This window comes from Streptomyces sp. NPDC090499, from assembly GCF_044769305.1.
Lineage (GTDB): Bacteria > Actinomycetota > Actinomycetes > Streptomycetales > Streptomycetaceae > Streptomyces.
Map to the genome: position 1 here is coordinate 745904 of NZ_JBIVXP010000001.1, position 24687 is coordinate 770590.

At 69.2% G+C, this 24687-nt stretch carries 10 protein-coding genes; 8 read left to right on the forward strand and 2 right to left on the reverse strand.

Annotation, left to right across the window (positions count from 1 at the left end; genetic code table 11):
- Positions 1 to 19 precede the first annotated feature (19 nt).
- Positions 20 to 379 (reverse strand): DUF6300 family protein, encoded by a 360-nt coding sequence (locus ACIQVL_RS03515; RefSeq protein ID WP_403474214.1) that lies wholly within the window; start codon positions 377 to 379, stop codon positions 20 to 22.
- Positions 376 to 3972 (reverse strand): DNA polymerase III subunit alpha, encoded by a 3597-nt coding sequence (dnaE, locus tag ACIQVL_RS03520; RefSeq protein ID WP_403474215.1) that lies wholly within the window; start codon positions 3970 to 3972, stop codon positions 376 to 378. Before dnaE ends, ACIQVL_RS03515 begins: the two co-directional genes overlap by 4 nt.
- Positions 3973 to 4376: 404 nt before the next feature.
- Between dnaE and ACIQVL_RS03525 the strand changes: the two genes are divergently transcribed.
- The 8 genes from ACIQVL_RS03525 (at position 4377) to ACIQVL_RS03560 (ending at position 24578) form a co-directional block, all read left to right on the forward strand.
- Positions 4377 to 4790: a hypothetical protein gene (locus ACIQVL_RS03525; RefSeq protein WP_403474216.1), complete on the forward strand. Its 414-nt coding sequence runs from the start codon at positions 4377 to 4379 to the stop codon at positions 4788 to 4790.
- A gap of 44 nt (positions 4791 to 4834) precedes the next feature.
- A complete protein-coding gene (locus ACIQVL_RS03530; protein WP_403474218.1) occupies positions 4835 to 5227 on the forward strand; it encodes a hypothetical protein in 393 nt (130 codons plus the stop codon).
- Positions 5228 to 5280: 53 nt separating this feature from the next.
- Positions 5281 to 7701, forward strand: a complete 2421-nt coding sequence (locus ACIQVL_RS03535) for a phage portal protein (protein ID WP_403474219.1) — start codon at positions 5281 to 5283, stop codon at positions 7699 to 7701.
- A gap of 123 nt (positions 7702 to 7824) precedes the next feature.
- On the forward strand, positions 7825 to 21291 hold the full coding sequence (locus tag ACIQVL_RS03540; RefSeq protein WP_403474221.1) for a hypothetical protein: 13467 nt from the start codon (positions 7825 to 7827) through the stop codon (positions 21289 to 21291).
- Between the two features lie 8 nt (positions 21292 to 21299).
- Positions 21300 to 21569 carry a hypothetical protein gene (locus ACIQVL_RS03545; protein ID WP_403474222.1) on the forward strand — a complete coding sequence of 90 codons (270 nt, stop codon included), beginning with the start codon at positions 21300 to 21302 and terminating at the stop codon, positions 21567 to 21569.
- A gap of 96 nt (positions 21570 to 21665) precedes the next feature.
- Positions 21666 to 22307, forward strand: coding sequence for a hypothetical protein (locus ACIQVL_RS03550; protein ID WP_403474223.1), 642 nt, complete (start codon positions 21666 to 21668; stop codon positions 22305 to 22307).
- Between the two features lie 10 nt (positions 22308 to 22317).
- Positions 22318 to 22533 carry a hypothetical protein gene (locus ACIQVL_RS03555; protein ID WP_403474224.1) on the forward strand — a complete coding sequence of 72 codons (216 nt, stop codon included), beginning with the start codon at positions 22318 to 22320 and terminating at the stop codon, positions 22531 to 22533.
- Positions 22534 to 22592: 59 nt separating this feature from the next.
- Positions 22593 to 24578, forward strand: coding sequence for an NUDIX domain-containing protein (locus tag ACIQVL_RS03560; protein ID WP_403474226.1), 1986 nt, complete (start codon positions 22593 to 22595; stop codon positions 24576 to 24578).
- The last annotated feature ends 109 nt before the right edge of the window (positions 24579 to 24687 follow it).

Below are 24687 nucleotides of genomic sequence, written 5' to 3' on the forward strand. Positions count from 1 at the left end.
TTTCCGATGTCGCGTTGGACTACAACTCGCCTCGCTTCCACAGCTCAAATTCGGCGTTCAGCGCCTCTTCATCGACGCTGCGCTGCCGAACAGACTCCACCCAGGCCGCGACGAGTCCGCCGAAGACGTCTAGATTCTCTGGACTCACAGGGCCGTCGACGGAGTACAGCGCAAGCAGCTCCGTTGCTGCCGGGTCCCCGTGGTCGCAGCTCGGACAGAGCACTGCTTCTCTGAGGCCCGATACGTCCTGCCCGAAACTGTTCTTCCAGGTGTGGGGGAACTGAGCGAGGAGCAGCGTGGAGCCGTTGCACTGCAGGCAAGAGGGCGTGCTGTCGACTTTGATGAGAAATGTCTCGCTATCACGTACTTCGCTACTCACGCCACGCCCTGCCATGCCTCTTGCCCGAAACTGCCCTTGATGTCGGAGGCTACAGTGGTGGCATTCACCATCGGCCCGAGCTGATAGACGGTCGTCTTGCTCGGGCCGCGGACCGCCAGACGTACAGGGTTCTCGCCGGGGTGCGCGCTGAGGATACGGCCGAGTTCCTTCACTGCCCTCTCGTTGATTCGGTGGTATGGCAGCGTGAGCTGCACCGGGGCTGCGCCCGCTCGCTCTGCCGAGGTCACGTCGAGTACCTGCAGTTCCTGGCCAAAGATAGACACGGTTCCGTCCCGGTCGTTGATGCGGCCCTGTACTGAGATGACGGCATCCTCCACCAGTGCTCCGACAACGAGCTGGTAAGCGGCTGGGAAGAACAAAACTTCGATCGTTCCGTCTCGGTCTGCGAGATTCACGATGGCCCAGGCGTTGCCCTGCTTTGTCACCTTCGGCTGGACGCTGGTGATCAGGCCGGAAAGGCGGACCATTCCCTCTGTACGACCAGAAGAGACCAGGTCGACGATTGTGGTGTCGCGGTTGGCAGAGAGGATGTGCTCGGTGCCGTCCAGCGGATGCGCGGAGACGTACATGCCGAGCATCTCCCGCTCAGTAGCGAGGAGATGCTTGCGCGACCACTCGTCTTCGCTGATGTCGACCTTGATGCCGAAATTTCCGTCGCCGTTGTCTGCTGCACCCATGCCGGCGAACAGGTCGTCCTGACCGTAGGCTGCGGCCTTCTTCAGCGGCACGACAGCGTCAATCGCCATCTCGTGTGCAGCGGAAAGGCCCTTGCGGGTATGCCCAAGGGAGTCGAATGCGCCAGCCTTGATGAGGGATTCGATGGCGCGCTTGTTCAGCGCGGGCAGGTCAACCTTGTCTAGGAAGTCCGAGAAGGAAGTGAACTTTCCGTGTGATTTGCGGGCGGCGATGATCGACTCGATGACGTTCTCACCGACGTTGCGCACTGACAGTAGGCCGAAGCGCACGTCATCACCGATGGCCGCGAACTCGGCCAATGACTCGTTCACGTCCGGCGCAAGAACAGTGACGCCGAGTTTGCGTGCGTCGGCGAGATAGACGCCGGCCTTGTCCTTGTCGTCGCCCACAGAAGTCAAAAGGGCGGCCATGTACTCGGCCGGATAGTTCGCCTTGAGGTAGGCGGTCCAATAGCTGACTAGACCGTACCCGGCGGTGTGAGACTTATTGAAGGCGTAGCCGGAGAACGGGAGCATGACGTCCCAGATTGCCTTTGTGGCCTCTTCTGAGTATCCCTTTCCGGTCATTCCCTTGTGGAAGTTCTCCCACTCAGCCGCCAGCACCTCGGGCTTCTTCTTGCCCATCGCGCGGCGCAGCATGTCGGCGCCGCCGAGGGTGTAACCGGCCAGGGTCCGGGCGATGGCCATGATCTGCTCTTGGAAGATGAGCAGGTGGTGGGTGGAGCCCAGGATGGGGTCGAGGACTTCCTTCAGTTCCGGGTGGATGGGGTCCGGATCCTGCTTACCGTTCTGGCGTAGCGCGTAATTGGTGTGCGCGTTGGCAGCCATCGGTCCTGGCCGGTACAGGGCGAGGGCCGCCGCGATGTCTTCGAATCGGGACGGTTCCATGAGCTTGAGCAGGGCGCGCATGCCGCCGCCGTCTAGCTGGAAAACGCCGAACGTGTCGCCGCGGCCGAGGAGTTCGAAGGTTTTCTTGTCATCAAGCGGGATTACCTTGACACCGTCGTCGCCATTTCCTGGGTCGACAGTGGCTAGCTTGACACCACGGTTCTCACGAATGTTCTTCAGCGCGTGGTCGATGACGCCCAGGTTTCGCAGGCCCAGGAAGTCCATCTTGACTAGCCCCATATTTTCGCAACTGGGGTAGTCGAAGCCAGTGATCTTAACGCCGTCCTTGGCGCGCATATGCAGCGGGATGCGCTCGGTCAGCTTTGTCTTGGACAGGATGACCGCGGCCGCATGCACGCCAGTGCCGCGGGTGAGACCCTCGACACCCTTAGCGGTGTCGATGACCGTCTTCACGTCCGGCTCGTTCTCGTACATTTGCCGGATCTCTCCCGCCTCGCCGTAGCGGGGATGCGCCGGGTCGAAGATTCCGTCGAGCGGGATCGACTTGCCCATGATGTCGGGAGGGAGTGCCTTGGTAATCCGCTCACCGTGAGAGAACGGGTAGCCGAGAATGCGGGACGAGTCCTTAATCGCATTCTTGGCCTTGATCTTTCCGAACGTGTTCACCATGGCCGTGTATTCGTCGCCGTACTTCTCGGTGACATATCGCACCATGGTGTCACGTTGGCGGTCGTCGAAGTCGAGGTCGACATCGGGCGGGTTGATACGCTCGGGATTCAGAAACCGCTCGAACAGCAGGCCATGCTCAAGTGGGCACAATTCAGTAATTCGAGTCGCATAAGCAACGATCGAGCCCGTGGCCGAACCACGACCAGGGCCGACCGGAATGCCGTTGTCACGGGCATACTTGCAGATGTCGGCGACAACAAGGAAGTAGCTAGAAAAGCCCATGGGACCGATGACTTTCATCTCGGTCTCGAAGCGCTCCATTACCTCGTCCGGAATCGGATCACCGTAGCGTTTAGCCAGGCCAACGAGACATTCCTTGCGCAGCCAGGATTCCTGAGTTTCCCCCTCCGGCACGTCAGGGTACTGTGGCATCTCGTCGACGTTTTCGAAGACGCTGTCGTAGGACTCGATACGCTCGGCGATGAGCAGCGTGTTGTCGCACGCCTCCGGCAGTTCAGCGAACAACTCTCGCATCTCTGCTGCGGTCTTGAGGTAGTACCCGCTGCCTTGGAAACGGAACCGCTTCTCATCGGCCTTGTTTTTGCCGACACCGATACACAGAAGGTTGTCATGCGCATCGGCTTGATCCTCGTGGATGTAGTGCGCATCGTTGGTGGCTAGCAGCGGGATATTTAGATCCTTGGCCAGACGCAGCAGTCCGTCGCGTACCTCGCGCTCAATGGACAGCCCGTGATCCATCAGTTCCAGGAAGTAATTCTCACGCCCGAAGATGTCCTGGTAAGCAGCGGCAACTTCACGAGCCTCGTCGTACTGCTTCAGGCGCAGACGGGTCTGGATCGCACCAGACGGACAGCCGGTCGTGGCGATGATGCCCTCAGCGTGCTCGCTGATCAGCTCCATGTCCATGCGTGGCTTACCCGCGGGGAACTGCCCCGTGTAGGACGCCTCCGTCGACAGATAGAAGAGGTTCTTCAGGCCCTGGACGTTCTGCGCCCACATCGTCATATGAGTGAAGCGGCCACCGCCTGAGACGTCCTTCGAACCTTCGCCGTCATCCGACATGGCACGCTGGCCACCGGGACCCCAGAACTCTTGCTTGCGGTTTCTGCGAGAGGAAGGAGCTACGTACGCCTCGATCCCGATGATCGGCTTGACGTTCTCGAAGCCCTTAGACACCTGGTGGAACTCGTACGCACCGAACATGTTGCCGTGGTCACTCATCGCGACGGCCGGCATGCCCTGCCGGCCGACTTCAGCGAACATCGGCTTCAGTTTTTGCGCGCCGTCAAGCATCGAGTATTCGGTGTGATTGTGCAGGTGAACAAAGCTGTCAGCCACCGGGCGGGCACCTCCGAAGGCGGTTGTGGGAAGCCCCCACCCTATCCCTCCGCCGAGGTCCGATTCGAAGGGTCTGCACCTCCTCCAGACGAGTCGGAAGTGATCACATCCGTGACCACCGACGATCACACACAGATGCTGTATCACTCCAGCGAGTTGCACCAGATGGGGCGGATGTAACAGAGCAGCGTCGTTGACGTTTGGCAAGTAGCAGGGCTTTTCGACCTGCGTCAAACCATCAGCAATGCGGAGGAACGGTGGCAACAGCCCATATCACGCATGAGGCCAGCCGCTCCCACCTACAGGAGAGCCTGTTCTCCTGGCTTGAGCCAGAGTCAGCTGCGAACCCGGGCATAGTCAGCCCCGCTCCGGGACCCCCTTCCTCGCCAGCTATCGAGGCACTGATGTTCGATGAGCCTGCCCCAGAAGGCGGCGCGGCCGCCCGGACCCCGGCCCGAGCCCCGGCCCTGGAGAAGAAGGACCTGTCCCACGCGTGGGTCGTGGCTGCCGAGATCGAGGTCACGCCGAAGATCGCGAGCATCGCGGACTACCGCGGCAGCTTCAAGACCACCGAGGGGCAGCGCGTCGACGCGCTCGAGGTGTATTGCAAGGGCTGCCGCCGCCCGTACGACGAGGTCAAGGGCCAGGACTGCGCCGAGAAGATCGACAACAGGCACCTGATCGGCGGGGACCAGAGCGTCCGGGCGAAGCGGAAAATCCCCCTGCCGCCCCCGAACGCAAAGATCATCCCCGGCGGCACGATCAACCGGCGCGGCCTCGGCGCCTACGTCTCCGGGGTGTCCCGCCCCAAGCGCTGAGCAGCACGCGACGCTAACGCCGCCCGCTGTTCATGGTGCGCGGCGTGACTACTCAGCAACCTCAGCCGTCGAACGACGCCCCGGTCGCTTCCACCGACATCACCGGGCCCGTGCTTCCCGACGCGAAGATCGGCAGGGAGTCCTTCGGGCTCGTCCTGCTCTCGTTCGGTGCGCTCGGCGGCCTTGGTGCGCTGGGCGCCCTGCACTGGGTCGCCGGCCTTTCCGCCGCACTCACCGGCCTGTGCGCCAGCGGCATTGTCGTCCGCCGCAGCTCCAAGCAGCGATGGCAGCAAGATGCCGGCGCCATGGTTGCCTTCGCCGCCTACGCGGGCCAGACCGCACTCCTGTTCTACCTGCTGCAGCCGCTGGGATGGCTAGCCGTCAGTGTCCTCGGCGTAGCCGCTGGCCTGTGGCTGTCCAGCGATGAGGGGGCCTGATGCCCCGCCAACTCTTCCCCGGGATCCGCGGCCTCCTTGTCCCTCGAAGGGCCGTGGAGCCAGCAACCGCGCCCGCGCCCGTCGAACAGAAGGACCTGCTCGCCGGAGGCGTCTACACGTCGATGTCGTTCGCGGGCGTCACGAACGTGTGGGGGACCCCCGGCCGCGCCGACGGCTGGGATCTCGAGCGCGTCATCGTCGAGGGCTACGAGCGTTCCATCTGGACCTTCAAGTCCGTGGAGGCGATCAGCAAGCACGCCTCCACCCTGCCCATCCAGATCGGCCGCGGCGGCGACGAGCGCCAGTTCGCCGAGGTCCTCAAGGACCACCCGCTCTACAAGCTGCTCAACCGGAAGGCCAACCCGCTCGAGACCGGAGACGTCTTCAAGAAGCGGCTCAGTGCCCAGCTGCTGCTCAGCAAAAAGGGCGTGTTCGTCGAGAAGACGAAGAACCGGCGGGGCGTGTTGACCCGGGTCGACCTGCTCCCGCCGGATCGTGTCAACGTCATCCCGGACACCGAGAACTCCGCCTATGTGAGTCACTTCGAGCTCACGGAGTACAACGGCCGCATCCGCGAACTGTCGCCGGAAAAGGTCATCTGGATCCGAGACCCACACCCGACGGACCCTTTCTGCGGCGTGACCCCGCTCGATGCCGCCGGCCTGTCGGTCGACCTGGACGTCAAGGCCCGCACCTACAACATCAGCTTCATCGACAACGACGGCCGCCCTGGCGGCATCGTCGGCATCGACCTGGACGGTGTCGATGCGGGCGAGGTCGCGCGGATCCAGAAACGGCTCGCTCCGGGCGCACACAACGCCGGCCAGCTCACCCTTGTCGGCACAGGACCCGGAGGCGTCACCTACGTCGACACCTCCGCCCGCCCACGGGAGATGGCTTACGAGACGCTGTCCACCACCGCGAAGAACGAGATCCTCAGCGCGTTCGGCGTGTACGAGTCGGTCATCGGCAACGCGAGCGAGCGGACGTTCAACAACGCCGACCGGGAGGAGTACAACTTCTGGGCTCACACGGAGCTCCCCCACCTCAACCTGATCGCGTCGGCGTTCGACCCGGACCTGTCGGACGACTGGGTGATCCGCTTCGACACCTCCCGCATTCAAGCGCTGGAGTTCCCGCGCCGTCAGGCCCGCCAGGAAGCCCGCGAGGAGTTCGACAAGGGCCTCATCACCATCGACGAATACCGGGTGGCGTCCGGGCGCACGCCGTTCAACACGCCACAGTCCCGCGCACTGTGGATCAGCCCGCAGAAGGCACCCGTCCCCGCCAACGCCCAGGACTCGGCCGCACTCGGCCTCTCCGACCCCGGCGGCGCCCCAGGGGCAGACGGTGCCCCCGGCCCGAACTCCGACCTGTCCGCGGCCGGCGGAAGCCAGTCCGCCGCGGCGGTCGCCGAGGCCCGCTCCGCCGAACCGGCTCCGACCGCAGCCGACGATGTCGCCGCAGCCCGCGGACAGGCATCCCTCGAGTCGCCCACCGGATCGGACTCGCCCGCCGCCGACGCCGTGGCGGCCGCCCGCGCCGATGTCCCCGACGACACCCCTGGGGAAGCAGCCGACGATGTCGCGGCCGCCCGCGCCAGCATCGTGCAACCCGAAGCCGGACCCGCCGCCGAGGAAGTCGAGCGGGCGCGCGCCCAACTCGAGACCAAGGCGCTCCCCAACGACGACAACGGGTTCGAGGTCACCGACGCCGAATTCGACACCCTGGCCGCAGCCATCGAGGCGGCCCTCACCGCGCTCCTGGCGCGCCAGGAGGGAGTCATCGTCGCCCGGCTCCACGCCCCGAAGATCCGCAAGCACACGCGGTTCTGGGAGCCGGAGAACGAGAGCGACACCCGCGGCGGCGACGCCGACCTCGACGAGGACCGCGTCGTCAGCGCGGCCCGCTGGGCGGAGGAGACCACCACCACCCTGACCCCGATCCTGCAGCGGGCCGCGGCCGCCACCGCCCGTAAGCTGAGCAAGGCCGTCACCGGCATCGACACGCTTCCCCCGGCCGCAGTCGCGCCCGCGCTCGTCACCGCGGCGCACGCCGGGGAAGCGATGACCGCATTCCTCGCCGAGCTCGCCGAAGTGCTCCACCAGGCCCAGGCCGACCCGAACCTGGACCTCGACACGCTGAAGCACATGGTAGGCGGCTTCTACAACGCGGCCGGCCCCGCCCTGACCACCAGGGTCGCCGAGACCTGCGCCGTCTCCACCATCAACGGGGCCGCGGACGCCGCAGCGGAAAGCGCTGGGCCCGGTGTCGTCCGGACATGGATCACCCGCAAGGACGACCGCGTACGGCCCGCGCACCGAGCCCTGCAGGGCAAGACGCTGCCCGCCGGCACGCCGTACCAGGTCGACGGCGCCCAGCTCCGTTACCCCGGCGACCCGTTCGCCCCGCTCGCCCTGACGATCAACTGCCGTTGCCGTCTCCACTACGCCACAGACGAGGACGTGAACTGACCCGACCTACCTGGCCGCACGAGGGCGGGAAGCCGCTTGCCCAATTGGGCAAGAACGATCTTGGAAGCGGGTGCTGCCAGCACCACGCGACGCTAACCACGCGTGACGTGCATGGTCCGCGCCATGCTGAATCGCCCCGCTGCTGCGCACGCTGAGTTGCAGGACCTGAGTGACGGTCTCGAGGTCAAAGCCGCCCGCCGTTGGAACCCCGCCCTGCACCCGCGCGACAGCAAGGGCAGGTTTATCGAGACGGGCGGAACCGTCCGCCTGTGGGGTGGCCAGCTCGCGCGCGTCCTCCGCGCGCTCCCCAACAACCGCGTCCTCGTCCAGGACCAGACCCGCCCCAACGAGTTCACCGGCCGCAGACACACCACCCTCGCCAACTGGGTGACCATGGTCGCCCGCCCTGACGGCTCCGCCCCCACGGACAACGAGGACAAGGTCCAGAAAGAGGACCAGAAGCGGGACCAGGACCCCGCCCGCGGCAACGGCGTCGCCCGGGACGACGACGGCGACCTCAACACCCCCAACGACCCTCACGACGTCGACGACCGCGGCCGCCCGATCGGCGAGGACGACCATCCTGCCGGCCCTCGTGAGAACGACGACCAGGACGAGCCCGCCGACGGCAAGCACCCCATCAACGTCCAGGCGCTGCCCAACAAACGGCACATGGCCGGCGGCCGCTTCTCGAACACCGCGGCTGTCCGCCAGCACTTCCTCGGCCTTGCCGAGCGGCCCGACACGAAGCCGAAGATGGCGCAGTTCCTGCGGTCCGTCGCAGGCGACGACGACCTGCGAACCAGCGCGGACGGCCGTTTGGCGATCCTGCGCGACGACGAGACCGGCCGCTGGTACCTGACGGCAACCGGCACCGGCCAGCGCATGAACATGGCCGGGGACTTCGCCACCCCGGAGGAAGCCGCCGACTTCGCGACCCACCTCAACCGCACCGCTCCAACCGAGGGCGATAGGTGGCGCACCTGGTCCGGTTTCGACTTCTCCGACCCGAACCTCGACGAAGCCGCCAGCACCTGGCGCTCGAGCAACGGCGAGAACATCCAGGCCGCCATCCAGCGAGCCCGCCGGGAGTTCGACAGCTCCCAGACTCCCGCTGCTCCCGCGGACAACGGCAGCGCCCCGGAGACGGTCAGCCGAGGTGACCTCAAGCCCGGTGACCGCGTCAAGGTCACCGTGAACGGCAGCGACATCGAGTGGCCGGCCAGCACTCGGGACCAGGACCTGCCGGAAACCGTCACCGTCGAGGGCACCGTCGCCCCCACCTACGACAGCAGCAAGTGGATGCCGCTGCTGGACGCCACCCTCACGGCCCCGGACGGAACGGTGATGACCTCCGGGGACAGCGTGCGCCTCATGCGCACACCGAACCAGGTCGTGGTGTCCGGCCACACCGACGGGCACACCCCTGAGAAGGTCCGCGCTGACCGCGTCCGTGTCGGCGATGTCGTCGCGGGAGGCGAGTTCGGTCACGTCGTCACGGGCGTGCGCCGATACCCGGGGGGCCGTACCTTCACCACCCGCAATCTCGGCGGCCGCCGTGAGACCCACCAGTTCGGTGCGGACGCCGCTGACACGATGAACGTCATCCCGAGGGCCCGCCGCCGCCCGGAGGACGTGCAGCTCGACACACCGGGCCGTACGCAGCAGCACCCCAACAGCACCGATGCCAAGCGCGCGGCCGCGTCCATCCTCGACGACTGGGCCAAGGTCAACGAGCTCATCGAGAAGCAGTGGCCGGACGGCGCTCCGGAGGAGTTCCAGGCCCTGGCCCAGCACATGCAGAACGTCACGGATACCCCCAAGGGCGCTGATGGCTACCACCAGAACGCCGAGGCCATGCGGGGCGCGCTCGCCTCCCTCGACGAGATGGACACCGACAGCCTGGACCGCGACATGGTGCGAGCGCTGCACCGGCTCGAGGACCACCTGGACGCGAACGTCGACCGGTTCGCCGCCGATGCCCGAGCGATCGCAGCGAAGAAGCAGAAGGCGACCGTCAACGATGCCCCGCCGAAGCCGGACGTGCCGGAACCGGCCGCATCCGAGCCGCTGAAGCACGCGTGGGACAACCCGGAGAACCTGGTCACGCTGACCATGCCGGCGGCCGTCGTCAACCACGTCACTGAAGAAGGCACCTGGACCACGCAGGACCCCGACACCCGCAAGGCGCTTGAAGAAGCCAAGACGGGCAAGAACGGCACGCTCAGGGTGACCGCGCCGATCGAGGTGCACCACATGCTGCTCGAGGCAGCGGTGGTGCTCTCCGGCAACGGAAGCGACGCCGAGCCGAACGAGATCCGGGGCTACCACAACTACGCCAAGCGGGTCCACGAGGCCGACGCCAAGCTCCGCGAAGCGAGCGCCGCCAACGCGCCGAAGCCACCCACTACCGAGCCCAACAGCGGCACCGGCGACACCGCGAGGCAGACCCCTTCCGGCGTCACCCCGTCGGCCCAGTCCGACCCTGGGGTCACCCTGAGCCCTGATGAGGTCAACGCACCCGCGGAGGCCGCGCACGCCAGCAAGGCACCCTCCTCCATGGACGACGGGGAGATCCGCGACGAGATCGTCTCCCTGATGGAACGGGAGATGGCGAACGGCGGGGAACTGGAGGGCACCGACCGCACCCGCCTTCGCGTCCTGGAGGCGGAGGAAGCCCGCCGGGCCGGCAGGAAGCCGCCGGAGGAGCCGAAGCCCAAGCCTAAGACGCCCCAGGAGGAGCCCGGAGGCCTGTTCAACGTCGACACGGACGAGCAGCAGCGGTTTGTTGCCGACCCGAACAACCCCGACGACCAGGCGGACGACCCGACGGGCACGCCGGACATGTTCGCCGCCCATGAGGGCCGCGACACCAGCCGACTGCGGCCCCCGCAGTCGCGCAAGCCTGCCGACTTCCAGCCCGGTGACCGCTTCGTCGACAACGACGGACGCACGCACACCGTGAAGGAGCCGCCGCTGCGGACTCCGCGCGGCCGTATCCGCGTCGTCGACGAGGACGGCGGCGAGCACTTCCTCGCGCCGGACAAGGAGCTGCGCGTCCTCCACGCAGACGAGGACGCCCCCGCAGCGCCGGAGGCGAACGCTCCCGGCACGAACGCGCCGGAAGACGATGGCCCGTCCGCAGACACCCCGGACAGCCAGACGCCAACGGTCGAACCTTCCGAGGCGGACACCCCGACGCCGGACGCTACAGGCACCCCGGCCGCCGAGCCCGCCGAGGCCCCGGCCGACCAGGTCCGCATCGACCACAGCGGCACCGGCACAACCGTCCGCTTCCCCACGTCGAACGGCATGGTCAGCGACGAAGAGTTCGCCGTGCTCCGCCGCCTGGGCTTCAAGGGCAGCAGGGACAGGACGCAGCCTCGGTTCTTCTACCTGCCCAGCAACATGACGCTGTCCCGCCGCGATGACAAGGTCCGCCAGCTCAAGCAGTGGCTGGACGGACGCGGGGTCGCCTACCACGCGCCGCAGGACGAGGCCGAACGGCCCGACCTGACGCCGGAGCAGCTCGAGCAGCTCGAGCAGCTCAAGGGGCGGTACCACGCCCCGCCCGGCACCTGGGCCACCACGGACTTCCAGCCTGGCGACGAGGTGTGGACCGGCCACCGGTGGGAGACCATCGACTCCCTCGGTCCGAAGAACATGCGGCTCCAAGGCCGCGGTGCCACCCCGTACGACAGCGTCCTCGCCCGCCGCCGTGGCAGCGAGATCCGCACGATGTTCGACGCCCCGGCCGACGACGGCACACCCCGCCCGGGTGCCGACGACCCCAAGACCATGCGGGACGGGCAGATCGCTCAGGAACTCGCCCAGCTCCGCGGTGCGGCCCTGCCCGAGGGCAACGAGCCGTCGGCGCGAGCCGTGCGCCGGCAGGTCGCCACCCGCATCCAGGCCCTCACCTCCGCCCAGTCTGAGCGCGAGTACGCCCGACGCCACGACGAGTCGAACCGTCGCGACCAGGCCCGGCTCGTCCGCGACCCCGAACGACTCGCACGCCTCAAGGGCGAGCAGGTGCAAGGCCGCGACGGTGCACTCATCGGCGCCGTCTACAAGGACCCCAAGACGAAGAAGTGGGTGTACGTCGACCGTGACGGACGCACCCCGACCCGCGAGCGGTACACCAGCCGCGCGGCCGCCATCACCGCTCTCAACAAGATCAACGACGCCCGTAACCAGCGATCCGGAGAGGGCTGGAAGCACTCGGGATGGGACGACGTCCAGCCCGGCGACACCGTCCGCGTGCCCGAGATCGGTCGTCCGGAGGGAACCAGCGCCCGCACCGTCACCACCTGGTCCGAGCCCATCGAGGTCTCCGAGATCCGACGCGGCGACATGGGCCAGGTCATCATCACCGGCCGCCGGAACGGCGAAGACGTCCAGCTCGAGGTGGACCGTGCCACTGCTTCGTTCGGCACGTCCCAGCCCGGCACCGTGCCGGACCGAGAGCGCAGCGACGCCGGCGGCGGCATGGACTGGCGCCAGATGCGCCCGGACGACTTCGGCCAGGACGAGCGGCCGACGCCGTCTCCGGAGCAGAACCAGCCCCGGCCCGCGGACGAGTTTGGCACGCCGGACCTCATCGCCAACGGCACCACCGACACCCCCCAAGCCTCCCCGGACAACAGCCAGACCCCGGCGACCTCGGACACTGGCGCCATAGGCGTGGATCTCAACCACGCCCACTACGAAGAGCCCGGCACCCCAAGCGGGCGGGAGGCCCGCGAAGAACGCTGGGCTCTGATGGAGAGCTGGAACGCGTCGCCCCTCAACGCCCGACTGATGAGCGAGCCAGCAGAAAGCGAACGGCATCGGCTCGCGGCCGCGGTCCAGGCATCGGAAGCCGATCCGGAGCTTGACGATCAGATGTGGGGCCTCCAGCGCCGCGCACAACAGCGCCTTCGCGACGCTGCGGATGCCCTTCTGGCGAATTTGGGTGAGGAGACCGGGAACGACGAGGACCGCGCCACTCTTCAAAAGCTGCGGGATGCGACCGATCTCCACCTCAACCGCATGGCAGTCACGAGCGAGGGCTACACCGACCCCCTCCTGGACCGGATCCGGGAGGCGCGCAAGCGGGAGGAAGAGTCAAACCGCGGCAACTCGCATGCCCCGGTAACACCCGCCGCGCCGATCCGGGACACGCCACCGGCGTCCATGGAAGACGACGACATCAAGGCCGAGCTCGAGGAACTGCAGGCGTGGCAGAACCGGCACGTCGCGCCCAGCGGAGAGGGGCCGCGCGTTCAGGGCAACGCCATGCTCGCGGTCTCCCCGGTCGCCAACCGCCGGCGTGCCCTGTGGGAAGAGCAGCGCAAGCGCGAGCTGGTCCGCAAGAACAACGAGCGGAAGGAGAAGGAGAAGCAGGATCGGGCCGCAGCGCTCGCCCGTGCCGCGATCGGCAAGCGCAGCGAAGACGGTTCGTACCCCATAACCGTCGACGGTGAGCACGCCGGCAGCGTTCGGCAGCTCGGCCGACAGTGGCTCTACACCCGGGATGGCGAGGAATCCGGGCCGCTGGAGCACTCCAGCCGCGCGGCGGCGGTGGCCGCTCTCGTCCGGAACATCGACGTCCGTCGCGAGATGGACGAGGCGCGCACCCGCGAAGCAGCACGTCGTGCCGAAGGAGAGGCGCGGGCCGCAGCCGCGGCCCAGCCCGATCACGGGCCCGCCTACTCGAACGAACTCCGTGCGCGGATGGCCGACATCGGCGACGACATCGCCACCCTGCGGAACCACTCCGAGGGGATCGACGACCAGGACCGTATGCAGCGCCTGGCCGAGCTGATCAGACGCGTCGAGGACGGCCACACCGAGGACCTCCAGGGCGACCTCCGCCAGATCCGCGACGAAGCCGCATGGCTTGAGGAGCAGTACTCGAACCCGGACCTCCCGTTCGAGACCCGGCGCACAAAGTCGTGGGCCACGGCCGCCCTCATGAAGGCCGAGCGCGACCTTGCACACCCGGACTTCCAGAGCGCTGCGGCGGTGACGGACAACGGCCCCATGCCCGCTCCGAACGCGCCGGGACAGGCGGCGGACGAGTTCGCGGCGGTGCGGCAGCGGTACGACGGCGACATGGTCCCTGCGTCCGACATCCAACGTGGGGACTGGGTGCACACCGTCTCTGGGGATCCTGCCTACAACGAGCCGATGCACATGGTGGGACGCGTCGTCGGCGTCACGCCCGTACTCAGCAACGGGCAGGTCCGTGTAGAGGTCGAGTCGCACGTCACGCTCCGCGGCCGGGACCACGTTCGGACCGAGGCTGCGATGATCGACGCAACCGACCTGGTGGAACGGCTCCCGGAGGGCAACCCCGGGCGGGATGACTCCTCCGACCTGCAGCGCCGTATCGAGGGCGCTAACGGGCAGCGCATCGCCTCCAAGGTGCGCGTCCCGGAGGGCTGGCAGGCCGTCGACGGTTCCCAGATCCAACCCCGCCCTGGTGACCGCTTCCGGATCGTTGTAGGCCGAGGTGGTCTCACCGACCGCGAGCACGTGAACGTCACGGTGGAACGCCCGGCCGAGCGAGAGGGCTACTGGCGCGTCAAGGGCCAGCCACTGAGCTTCCGCCCGAGCGACATCGTGGCCATCCCCGACGGGACCGATGCGCACTACCGGGACGATGACGCCCCCGCGGCCGGCGAACCGGACGCAGAGGGTGTGCCCGCCTGGGCCGACGATCTGGGAGACAGTGTCTGGCTGGACAGGCCGAAGCAGGGAGCTGGACCCCGGAACATCTACGTCGACGGCCAGATCGAGGGCCTCCTCGGGCGGGATAAGCCGCAGGGCCGTTACTACTGGTGGAGGCCGGGCGGTCAGACGAGCGAAGGCCGATACGACAGCCCCGAAGAAGCGGCCCGCGGCTTCGCCCACGACATGCGAGGGCAAGGCCTTCCGAGCCTGTCCAACGGGAACGACGACGCTCAGCACCGGCGCGGCCGGACGCTGCAGACACAGCTGCTGTTCAACGCGGGCATGAACGCCGTGGGCGGCGAATCGCTCCCGGAGATGCAGGAGCTGAACGACCGCCTGGATCGCGCCGACTCGGCCGACGACCCGGATACGGAGCTGCGCGACATCGCCGACCGCATTGATGCTCTCGCCGACCAGTACGAACTCGCGGGCCCGCAAGGCGAGCTTGCAGCCGAACGGTTCCGTCAGGCAGCACTTGCTGCTCGCGGCGAGCACGATGACCGCGCCAACCACGGTGGCGACGACCACAGCACCGACGGCGAGTCCAACACAGGCCAGGACGACAACCAGGCGACCCCGGCCGACGACGGAGACGACAACACCGGCGAGCCGAACCCCGACGACAACGAGGGCGAGCAGCGTCAGGACCAGGACGACGAGGACAACAGCCGGCAGCGCAACGACACGGACCCGGACGGCGGGCCCAACGGCGGCGGCGCGGACGCGCCCGACTCCAGCGACGACAACGGGAACTCGAACAACGACAGCGACTCCGACCACACGGACGACGAAGAGAACGCCCCGAACCCCGACGAGGAGAACCAGGACGACGAGGAGCGCCGCCGTAGGCGTCGGCGCCGCAACAACGGGGGCGGCACCGGCGGCCCCGGCGAGGGCGGCCCGGGTGGCGTTGGCCTGCCGCACCCGGACCTGCCGGACTTCAACGTCCCCACCGGCGACGGCAGCAACGACACCGCCGGCGACCACGGGCACGACGTGGACTCCCTGCGGAACGCCTGGCGGACCGGCGAGGGCCTCACCGCGGACGAGGACACCCCCGAGCGGCGCGCGCACCTCGCGGACTTGGCGGACCGGGAAGGCCTCGCCCTTTCCCCGCAGGGCGGTCTCGCACTGTGGCCCGAGCAGCAGGACGACGGCACGACCGTGTGGCGCTTCGCCCAGGCCCGCAACGGATCAGGCCTGCCCGGCATCACCCTCACCTCCGACGATCCAGAGGAAGCGCGCACGCTCGCCGGCCGGTTCGAGGAGCTCACCGACGCCAACGGTGACCCCTTCGACTGGCATCGGCCGCAGGACCGGGCCAGCGTCGCCGCGTGGCGTGACGGGGAAAGCCGCAACCTGCCCCAGGCGATCCGTGCAGTGCAGGACGACTACCAGCAGGAGCGGGCTGGAGCGTTCAACCTGCCCGACGACCTCACCGACGTGGAGGATGCCGACCTCGAGGCCGCGATGCGGCAGGGCCTCGGCCCAGAGGACCAACTCCGGGTCATGGCGGAGATGGACCGTCGCGACGGCTACGTCGACCAGCGGGTCCGTGCTGCCGCACAGACCACACCGCCGGCGAACGCCGACGAGGCGGAGCGCGAGGGCCGCGCCATGGACGAGGCACTGCGTTTCGGCGACACGGACGTCACCCAGCCCGCACCGGCCACCCCCGGTCGCCTGCGCCGGGAGTTCGACGGCCTCGACGAGGAGCGGTTCCAGGCAGCCACGCAGGCCACCGGCGGCCGGATGCTCAGCCCCAAGGCCGAGGCTGCCGGCATCGACCCGCGCGCGGTGTTCTCCGGCGGCAAGTACAGCAACAAGCAGGCCAGGGAACTTGCTTCGCCGGAGCTGAACCGGTGGCTGTTCGGCGACGACAAGACCGACGGCAACGGCCGCCTCACGTACCCGCAGTACCGGGCGCGGGAGGCCGACCGTGTCCTGCGCGCGGAGTTCGCCGACTGGGATGAGGCCCGCTACCAGCAGGCCGTCGACGCGACCAACGGCTACCTCTTCCGCCGTGAGTACAAGTACGCGAACCCTGGCTTCGACGAGCGTGAGCTGTTCTCCGGCGGAAGCCTGTCCGCGCGTGACCGGTGGAGGCAGTACGCCAGCGAGGAACTGGACGAGTGGTACGACCTCAACGGCGGCCGCCAGACCTTCGCCCAGTACAAGGAAGCCCGCCGCGCCAACGACCGCGCCGAACGGCAGCAGTACGAGGAGGAGCAGCGCGCCGCGAACGCGCCCCGGTTCAGCAACGTCGACGAGCTGCGGCAGCGGCTGCAGGAAGGGACGTTCGACGACCGCGGCGTGCACAACAACCTGTGGGCCCGTGACAACCGCGACGAGCTCGCGGCCAACCGCACGCTCGAGCTCTCGCCCGGCGGCCGGCTGGCCATCGCCCGCTACAAGGGATCGAGCGGACGCTCGAGCTGGCACGTCCTTGCGCCCGGCTCCATGGCCTCCCTCTACACCTTCACCAGCCAGCCGGACGCCCTGCGGATGACGCAGGTGATGGAGGGCATCCGGGACGCGGACGGCAACCCGTTCCCATGGGACGCCCCGGACGCAATGGATCGCGCCCGTGCGTTCCGTGGGCCCGACGGCGAGTCCCTCGGAGCCGCTCTCGCACGCGGCATCAGCGAGGAGTACGCCGACGACGAGAACCACCGCAACCATCGGAAGTTCCAGGCCGGCCAGGCGGTCGCGGACGAGGGCTGGCTGAACCAGCACTACGACGAGTGGCGAGCACGCCAGGAGGCGGACGGCTACACCATCCCCGTCGCACCGGGCGAGGTGCAGGGCGGCGACGAACTCTCCACCATCGCCGGGACCCGGGGCGACCTCAGCCCGAACTCCGCACGCATCACCGTGGCCGACCGCGGCGCAGGCTCCTACCTTCCCGAGAACACCGGCGGCATCGGCCTGCCCATGGGCTCCCTCGGCGACTACTCCATCGACCGCGGCAGCTCCACGCGCATCATCGACCCCAACGGCAACCAGGTCAGCGAGCGCCCGCAGAACTTCCAGGAGTTCCGGACCATCGACGACCCGGTCCGCCCCCGTCTCATGCGCCGCCCACGCCCGGACGAACTCCCGGACGTTCCGGCCGCCGAGGAGCCGGAGGCGCCGCCGGAGCCGATCGCCGGTCAGCCCGCGCACTGGGCTCGCGTCGGGGACCTCGTCCAGGGCGACATGGTCCGCATGAACGGTGCCGCCGTGAACGGGCGGCCGGTCCAGCGAGCCGGATACGTACAGACCATGCCCCAGCTGATCGACGTCACCCGCCGCGGCCGCTCCGAGCAGATGTGGCGTACCTGGGTCACCGCCAACCCGGACGGCACCGGCGAGGCCGGGAACGTCTACACGTCCGCCAACGCGAATGCGGCGCGCGCCGAGGCGCCGGACGACGTCGTGCCCGGGTCCCCGGCCAGCGGCGCCCAGGCGTCGGTTCGTGCCGGTGCTGTGCCCGACCAGATCCCCGCCGACCACGACGGGCGAGTCCTGTTCCCCGGCAGCACCGTCCACGGCACCGACGGCCGGGAGGGCACGGTCACCGGCGCCGCCGACACCTCCGTGTCGGTGCACTGGTCCGACGGCGACGACGACCCGGCGCTTCCGGCGACCACGCTGACCGTGACCGACGGACAGCGCCCCGATGGCTGGACCGCCGACGGGCACCGGGTGACCACACAGAACGTCGTCAGCGACAGAAGCGGTGCCCTCCTCGGCCCCGTCGATGACGTCGACGGGGACAACGTCACCATCCACACGGCTGACGGCACCGTGACCCGCAGCGCGGGCGACCTCCGTGTCACCGGCCAGGTGCGCGACGACGAGCCCGCAACCGCACCGGTGGCCGGCATCGACGATCTCGCGGCCGGGGATCTCAAGGACGGCGACGTCATCGTCCTGGACCTGGACGGCCAGCTCGTCACTGCCGCCATCACCAGCCCACCTCACCGGGACGGCGACCGCGTCACCCTGCAGTACGCGGACACCACCACCGGCGAGATGGGCGAGATCGACGTCGACGCCCGCGCGGTTCTCCCGCGCGCCCAGGGCCGCGACGGTGGCGCCCCGGACCTCGGCCCGGACAACGCACCCGAGCCGAACGATGACCTGACCGTGCACCCGACGCCGCGCCCCGTGGACCCGGTGACCGGCCCGACCGTCGACCCGGACCTCGACTCGAGCGATCGGAACGTCATCGGCGACCACGCCGACGGCCCGGACACCGACCCCGACGCCCACCAGGCAGCCGTGCGCATCACCGCGGACCTGCCCGTCACCCCGGAGCAGGCATCAGCACTCGCCACGCAACTGCGAGCCACGGCAGACCCGTCGACGCCCGAGGGACGTGCTGCCATGCGTGCCGCCAACCGCCTGGACGAAGCGGCCGGTCGCGCGCTCCCGCCCGGTCTTGACCGGCCGCGGCCGAGCAACGTCGGTCAGCTCGCCGACGGCGACCTGGTGGCGCTGCCCGGCGATGCGAACGGCGCACCCGTCCGCGTCTACCGGGTCCTCGACGTCACCGACGCACCGGGCGGCATCCGCAGCCTGCACCTGGAAGACTCCGACGGCCGGCGCACGCACCGCATCGAACACGGGGCAATGCCTGCCTGGCAGCTGCCTGAGCCTGAGCCGGAACCTGTCACCCCGCCGGACGCCGACGACACCCCGGACACCTTGAGCACGCCGGACGAGCCCACGATGCCCGTCGCTCAGGTCCGCCCGGGAAGCCTGCGCCGCGGCGACGTCATCGACGCCCCCGTGAGCCGCACCGGCTACCAATTGAACGGCCACCGGCGGCTGACCATCATCAGCGAGCCGCAGCGCAACGGCTGGTGGATGCAGCTCACCGGCGTCGACGAGGACGGCAACGTCCACGACTTCGGGCTGCACAACGGCCGCGCCGTGAACGTCTACGACCGGAACCGGCCCACCCCGGCCCTGCCGCCGGCCGGTACGCCCCGCGACCCCAACCAGACGCCGCAGGCTGACGTCGACCGGATCGCCAGCGATCACGGCCGCGCCCACGCAGCCCGCATCATCGACGAGGCCGTCGCGGGCACGGAACCGCCCGGCGACATCCACGCCTTGCGCGAGGCCATCGCCCAGCGCCTCACCCCCGAGGCCCTGACCGACGCCCGCCAGACGACCCGCCAGGAGGGATCCGCCGCGCTCGACGCCGCGGGCATCACCGGCCGGGACCGGGCGAACGCCCAGCGCCGCCTCCGCAACACCCGCACCCAGGCTCACAACGACACCGTGCGGGCAGCTCTGCGTACCATCAACGACCTCGAGCCGCTCAACGGCGAGAGCAACGAGGACCTGGCGGCCCGCGCGCGGGACCTGCTGCGCCTCATCCCGAACCAGGTCGCGGGCCGACCGGTAACGGACCCCGATGCCGATCCGGACGTCACCCGGGCCGTCACCGGGCACACCGACGACGCGGTGAACGCACTCCTGCAGCAACTCCAGGCCGCGGGCGTGGATCCGGGCGACGCCGAGCGGATCGCCCGCATCCTCACCCAGCAGATGGCCGGTTCCCGGCAGGCCACGGCCCGCCGGATCGCGCGCCGGGTCGCCACCGCGAACCCGGACGCCGGCCGACAGCCGGGTCTCCTCGCCCGGATCGTCGCCGCCTTGGTTCGCCTGGCCAAGCGGTTCGGGGAGTTGGTGAAGCAGGGTGCCCGGACGATCGCTGAGAAGTACCAGGACTCGCGCGACCGCCTCGCCCGCCTGCGCGCCTTCCTGGGGCGCATGGTGCGCCGTGTCCGGCAGTGGCCGGAGTCCCGCCGCCTGGCTCGCCTGCACCGCGCGGTGAACCTGCCCGACACGGATGGTGAGTCGCTGGCCGCACGGATCACCCACTGGGCCGGACTCATGCCGGAGCCGGGCCGGTTCGGGCAGGCGCAGCGGCGCCTCACGTTCTGGCGGCCGACGACGTGGGCGCGCCTCGCGTCCGGTCGTCTCCCGGACCGGTCGGACCGGATCCAGTGGGCTCCGGACCGTGCGGCCGACGGCGGCCCCGGCCTGACGGGGCTCCGCCATATGGCAGCCCTGCGGATGGCCGGGCGCGACGTCGACACCGACGTGACCCGTCGTCTGTCCGCCGCTCTCGGCGATGACTTCGGCGACGACCCGCACGTCACGCTGCAGCACGCGGACGACTACGTGGCCGCGAGCGAGCGCCGTCTGGTCAACCTGCAGGCGGCCCGCAGCAGCGCGACCATCCCGGACGACCCCGACCTCGACATCGAGATCACGGCCGCCCGCTCCGAGCTTGCGGCCGCGCGCCGGGAGTACGCGGATCTGCGGACCCGGTACGCCGCCGCGGTGCCCGACGCCGTGGCCGCGTCCCTGGCCGACATCCGCGACATGGGCCCCGAGGGCAACTCCGCGATCGTGTTCGGCCCGGACACTGACCCGGACGCCGAACGGGCCGTGCGGGGTGTCCAGCGGCTCATCCCGCGGTCCTGGCTCAACACCCCCGAGGCGCGCCGTATTACGGCCGTCAACGGCACCCAGGGCCGCTACGAGCCGGAAGGGCAGCGGGTCACCGTCGCCGACCTCGCTGACGAGGGACTCGGCGCGGCCGGGTACGCCCTGGGCCAGCACTTCGCCGGGCGTCTCGACGACTTGGACGCCGCGCAGCGCGCGTTCTGGTTCAGCCGGACCCACACCGGCCGGCCGGGTGCCCGCCGGATGCAGCGCAGCCCGTGGGATCGGCTCCTGCGACGACAGCAGACGCAACCGGAGACAGGTGACACTCTCGCCCGGTCCATTCAGAGCATGTTCAGTGGCGACTGGTACCTGGACGACGACCTGCGCGCGTTCCTCCTGGGCCTGCTCGCCACGCGATAGGAGGCAGTGTGTTCACCGTCGCTGGCGCATTCGATGACGGTGCGACCTACACCGTGCAGATCACCGGGCGGGCCGACCGCCCGGTGATCGGGTCGCACCGGGCCGCGGCCCTCGTGGAGCTCCACAAGGGGGAGAAGATCCTCCTGTCCTCGACCGGCCCCCTGACGGCCGTTGCTGGGGACAACGGGGCGTCCGTGCTCGCTGTGCTGCGCGAGTACACCAACGTCGTCGAGGAGAGCGGCGCGGTCCCCCGGCAGGCGAGCGCGCCCGGGGGCTGATCCGGACCGCTTGCCCAATTGGGCAAGAACGATCTTGATCCGGGGTGGGGCGGGGTGGCAGCGACACAAGCCGCTCCGCTCGCTCATCCTCCACCCGTGACCAGATACGGATACGCCATCAAGGCATTCCCCAAGGGCGGCAAGCCTTTCGGGCAGGAAGACGACGAGAACGAGGAGACCCCAGGGCTCGAGACGTCCAGCCCCGACGCCTCTGCCAGCGACTCCTCCCTGGACCCTGCCGACGAGCTACCCGAGGATCCGACGGCGGCCCCGTCCGCGCCCGTCGACGACCCCGCGGCACCCCCGGAGGACCCTGCAGCGCCCCCGGCTGGAGACACCCCGCCGGAGGGAGACGGCACCGGCGAGGAACCGGCCGACGCCCCGCCGCAGCCCGAAGACGACTCCCGGCCCTGGGCCGGAGACGAGTACAACGAGGGCGACGAGACCGACCCCAGCGGTCCGCAGGCCTGGAGCGCGTTTGCCAGCAGCGATGGATCACAGGCTTGGCTCGACCTGGCCCTGGACGGCACACTGACCGGATGGGTCCGTGACTCCACCGGCCAGGTGTGGCGCTACACCGACCCCGACGCGTGGGCTCTCGACGTCGACGGCGCGCAGATGACCCAGACGCACCACAACGGCGAGGACCGGGCAAACGCAGCAGGCGGCGCCGCACCGCAGGGCGGTCAACCCCCGGACGACCGGGGCCAGCAGGACCTGATGTTCGCAGGCCAGTGAGGAGAGTCGAGTGGAGCTCAACCGGCAGGCCTGCCAGGACCTGCTCAACGAGGGCAAGGCCGCGTACGCGGCGGGAGACCCCGCCGACGCCTGCCCGTACGCCATGTACGGCGCCGACGTCGAGGAGCGGTTCGGATACCGCTACTGGACGCGAGGCTGGGGCATGGCGCGCGCCGAGGCCGAAGCACAGGCCGACCAGCCCGCAGGAGCCAGCGCAGGACAGTAAGACCCACCACTCGGCACGGTGCCCGGCGGCCCACTGTCCACCGCCGGAGGTTCCCCGCCGTGCCGAGCGCCGCTCCACCCCGATCCGCAGTAGTACCCGTCACCTTTCAGCGAGGCACCAGCCGGGCAATCTATGCCGTCACGGGTGTCGTCGACGAGGTCGACGACCTCATCCTGCCCGGCGCCTTCACCCGCACCCTGGCCTCACGGCCCGTCAAGTCGGTATGGCATCACGGCTGGAAGGACCCCGTCGGAGTCGTCGCCGAGGTCGAAGAATGGATGCCCGGCGACGTCCGATTCAAGAGCATCCCCGACTGGCCCCCCGAAGCCGGCGCGCTCGTCGCCACCGTGCTCTACAACCTCCGCACCCAGCAAGGCCGCGACGCCTACGAGCAGGTCAAGCAGTGGCACGAGCACAAGCAGGCTGCGTTCTCCATCGGATTCCGTGTCCGCGAGGGGAGCGCCACCATGCGCAACAACGTCCGTGTCATCCACGACATGGACCTCTTCGAGGTCTCGCCCGTCTTGCACGGCGCGCACCCGCTGACGCGCAGCCTCGAGGTGAAGTCCGCCGCCGGCAGCGGGCACGACGGGCTCGAGTACAAGTCCACGCCCGGCCCTGTGGAGATCGACGTCGTCGCCTCCCCGAAGGACGAGGCCGCCATCAAGGTCGCGGGCCTGGTCGTCAAGGCGGCCGACACCGGCCGCGTTCTGATGATCCAGCGAGCCCTCGACGACAAGGACCCGGCCGCGGGTAGCTGGGAGTTCCCCGGCGGGCACGGGGAGGGCGACGAGGACCCGCTCCAGACCGCCATCCGTGAGTGGAGCGAGGAGACCGGCTCGACCCTGCCCGGCACCACCAGCGTCGTCGGGTCCTGGACGGCGCCGAACGGCATCTACCGGCTCTACGTCGCGGTCGTCCCCACCGAGGCGTCCGTCCCGATCAACACCCCGCAAGACGAACGCCGGACCGCCAACCCCGACGACCCCGATGGCGACGCCACCGAGGTCACCGCATGGTGGCCGATCACGGCTCTCCCCGACATGCCGCTCCTGCGGCAGGAGTGCCGCGAAACCCCGTGGGACCTCCTGGCCGGCGCCGCCCTCCCGAAGCCCCCCGCGCCGACGCTCGACCCCGTGAAGGTCGTGGCCGGGACCGTCGCCGCCGAGGACTTCGCCAACGGTGTGCTGTCCCGCTATCGGGCACTCGCCGCCACCGAGAAGAAGTCCGCACACGCCGCGGTGCAGGGCGCCCGCACGCGGCCGCGCATCGAGCACAAGTCCGCCCGCCGCACCGTCCTCGAGGTCAAAGCACGCCTCAGCGCCAGCACTGGAGACTCCATGGACCCGATCCAGCCCCTGCCCCAGTCGTTCGAGCAGATACGCGACCGCCTCGGCCAGGCTGTCCGGCTGCTACTCGCCCCCGATGAGGACACCTGGGCGTGCATTCAGGGCACCTACCCGGCCCACGTCATCGCGTCGGTGCACTCCGGAGAGGGTGAGGACCACTACCTGGTGCCGTACACCCTCGACGGCGACGACGTGGACCTGGGCTCGCCGAAGCCGGTCACGCTGGCCACCGTCGTTGTCCCCGACGAGGACGATGACGAGCCGCGCGAGGCCGACGAGGACGAGGAAGCCGAGGCCCGCGTCGTGCAGCCCACGGTCGACGCGCTCAGCGACGCGACCGCCCGGGTCAGCACCACCACCGCGGGCCCGAAGCAGCTTGAGGGCGTCCGGGACAAGATCCGTGACCTGATCGCCGCCCTGTCCGCGAAGGGACTCGACATCGGCGACGCCCCGCCCGCGAGCCGTAAGCCGGCGGCCGGAGGGTCGGAGCTGGACCTGTGGGACGAGGACGACGAGGAGATGTTCGACGACACCGAGGACGACGATCCCGACAGCGGCGAAACCGACGCCAGCGACCCCGCAGGCGACGATCCGGACGGCGACCAGGGCACCCCGACCCTCAAGCCGGAGGACGACGAGACCGTCCGCCTGGACCCGGCCGAGGTGAAGGCCGCACTCGCCGCAATGCGGAGCTGAGTTGCACCCCCGCGACCGCTCCACCCCTATGGCCCCACTCCACCACAGATAGCAAAACAGCAGGTCAAAACCCATGCGCTGTCCGCTCTTGACGTCTCGAGCGGGCAGC

Coding starts and splice junctions, on each gene's coding strand:
- ACIQVL_RS03540 (WP_403474221.1), top strand. CDS start 7,825: ATGCTGAATCGCCCCGCTGCTGCGCACGCTGAGTTGCAGGACCTGAGT.
- ACIQVL_RS03525 (WP_403474216.1), top strand. CDS start 4,377: ATGTTCGATGAGCCTGCCCCAGAAGGCGGCGCGGCCGCCCGGACCCCG.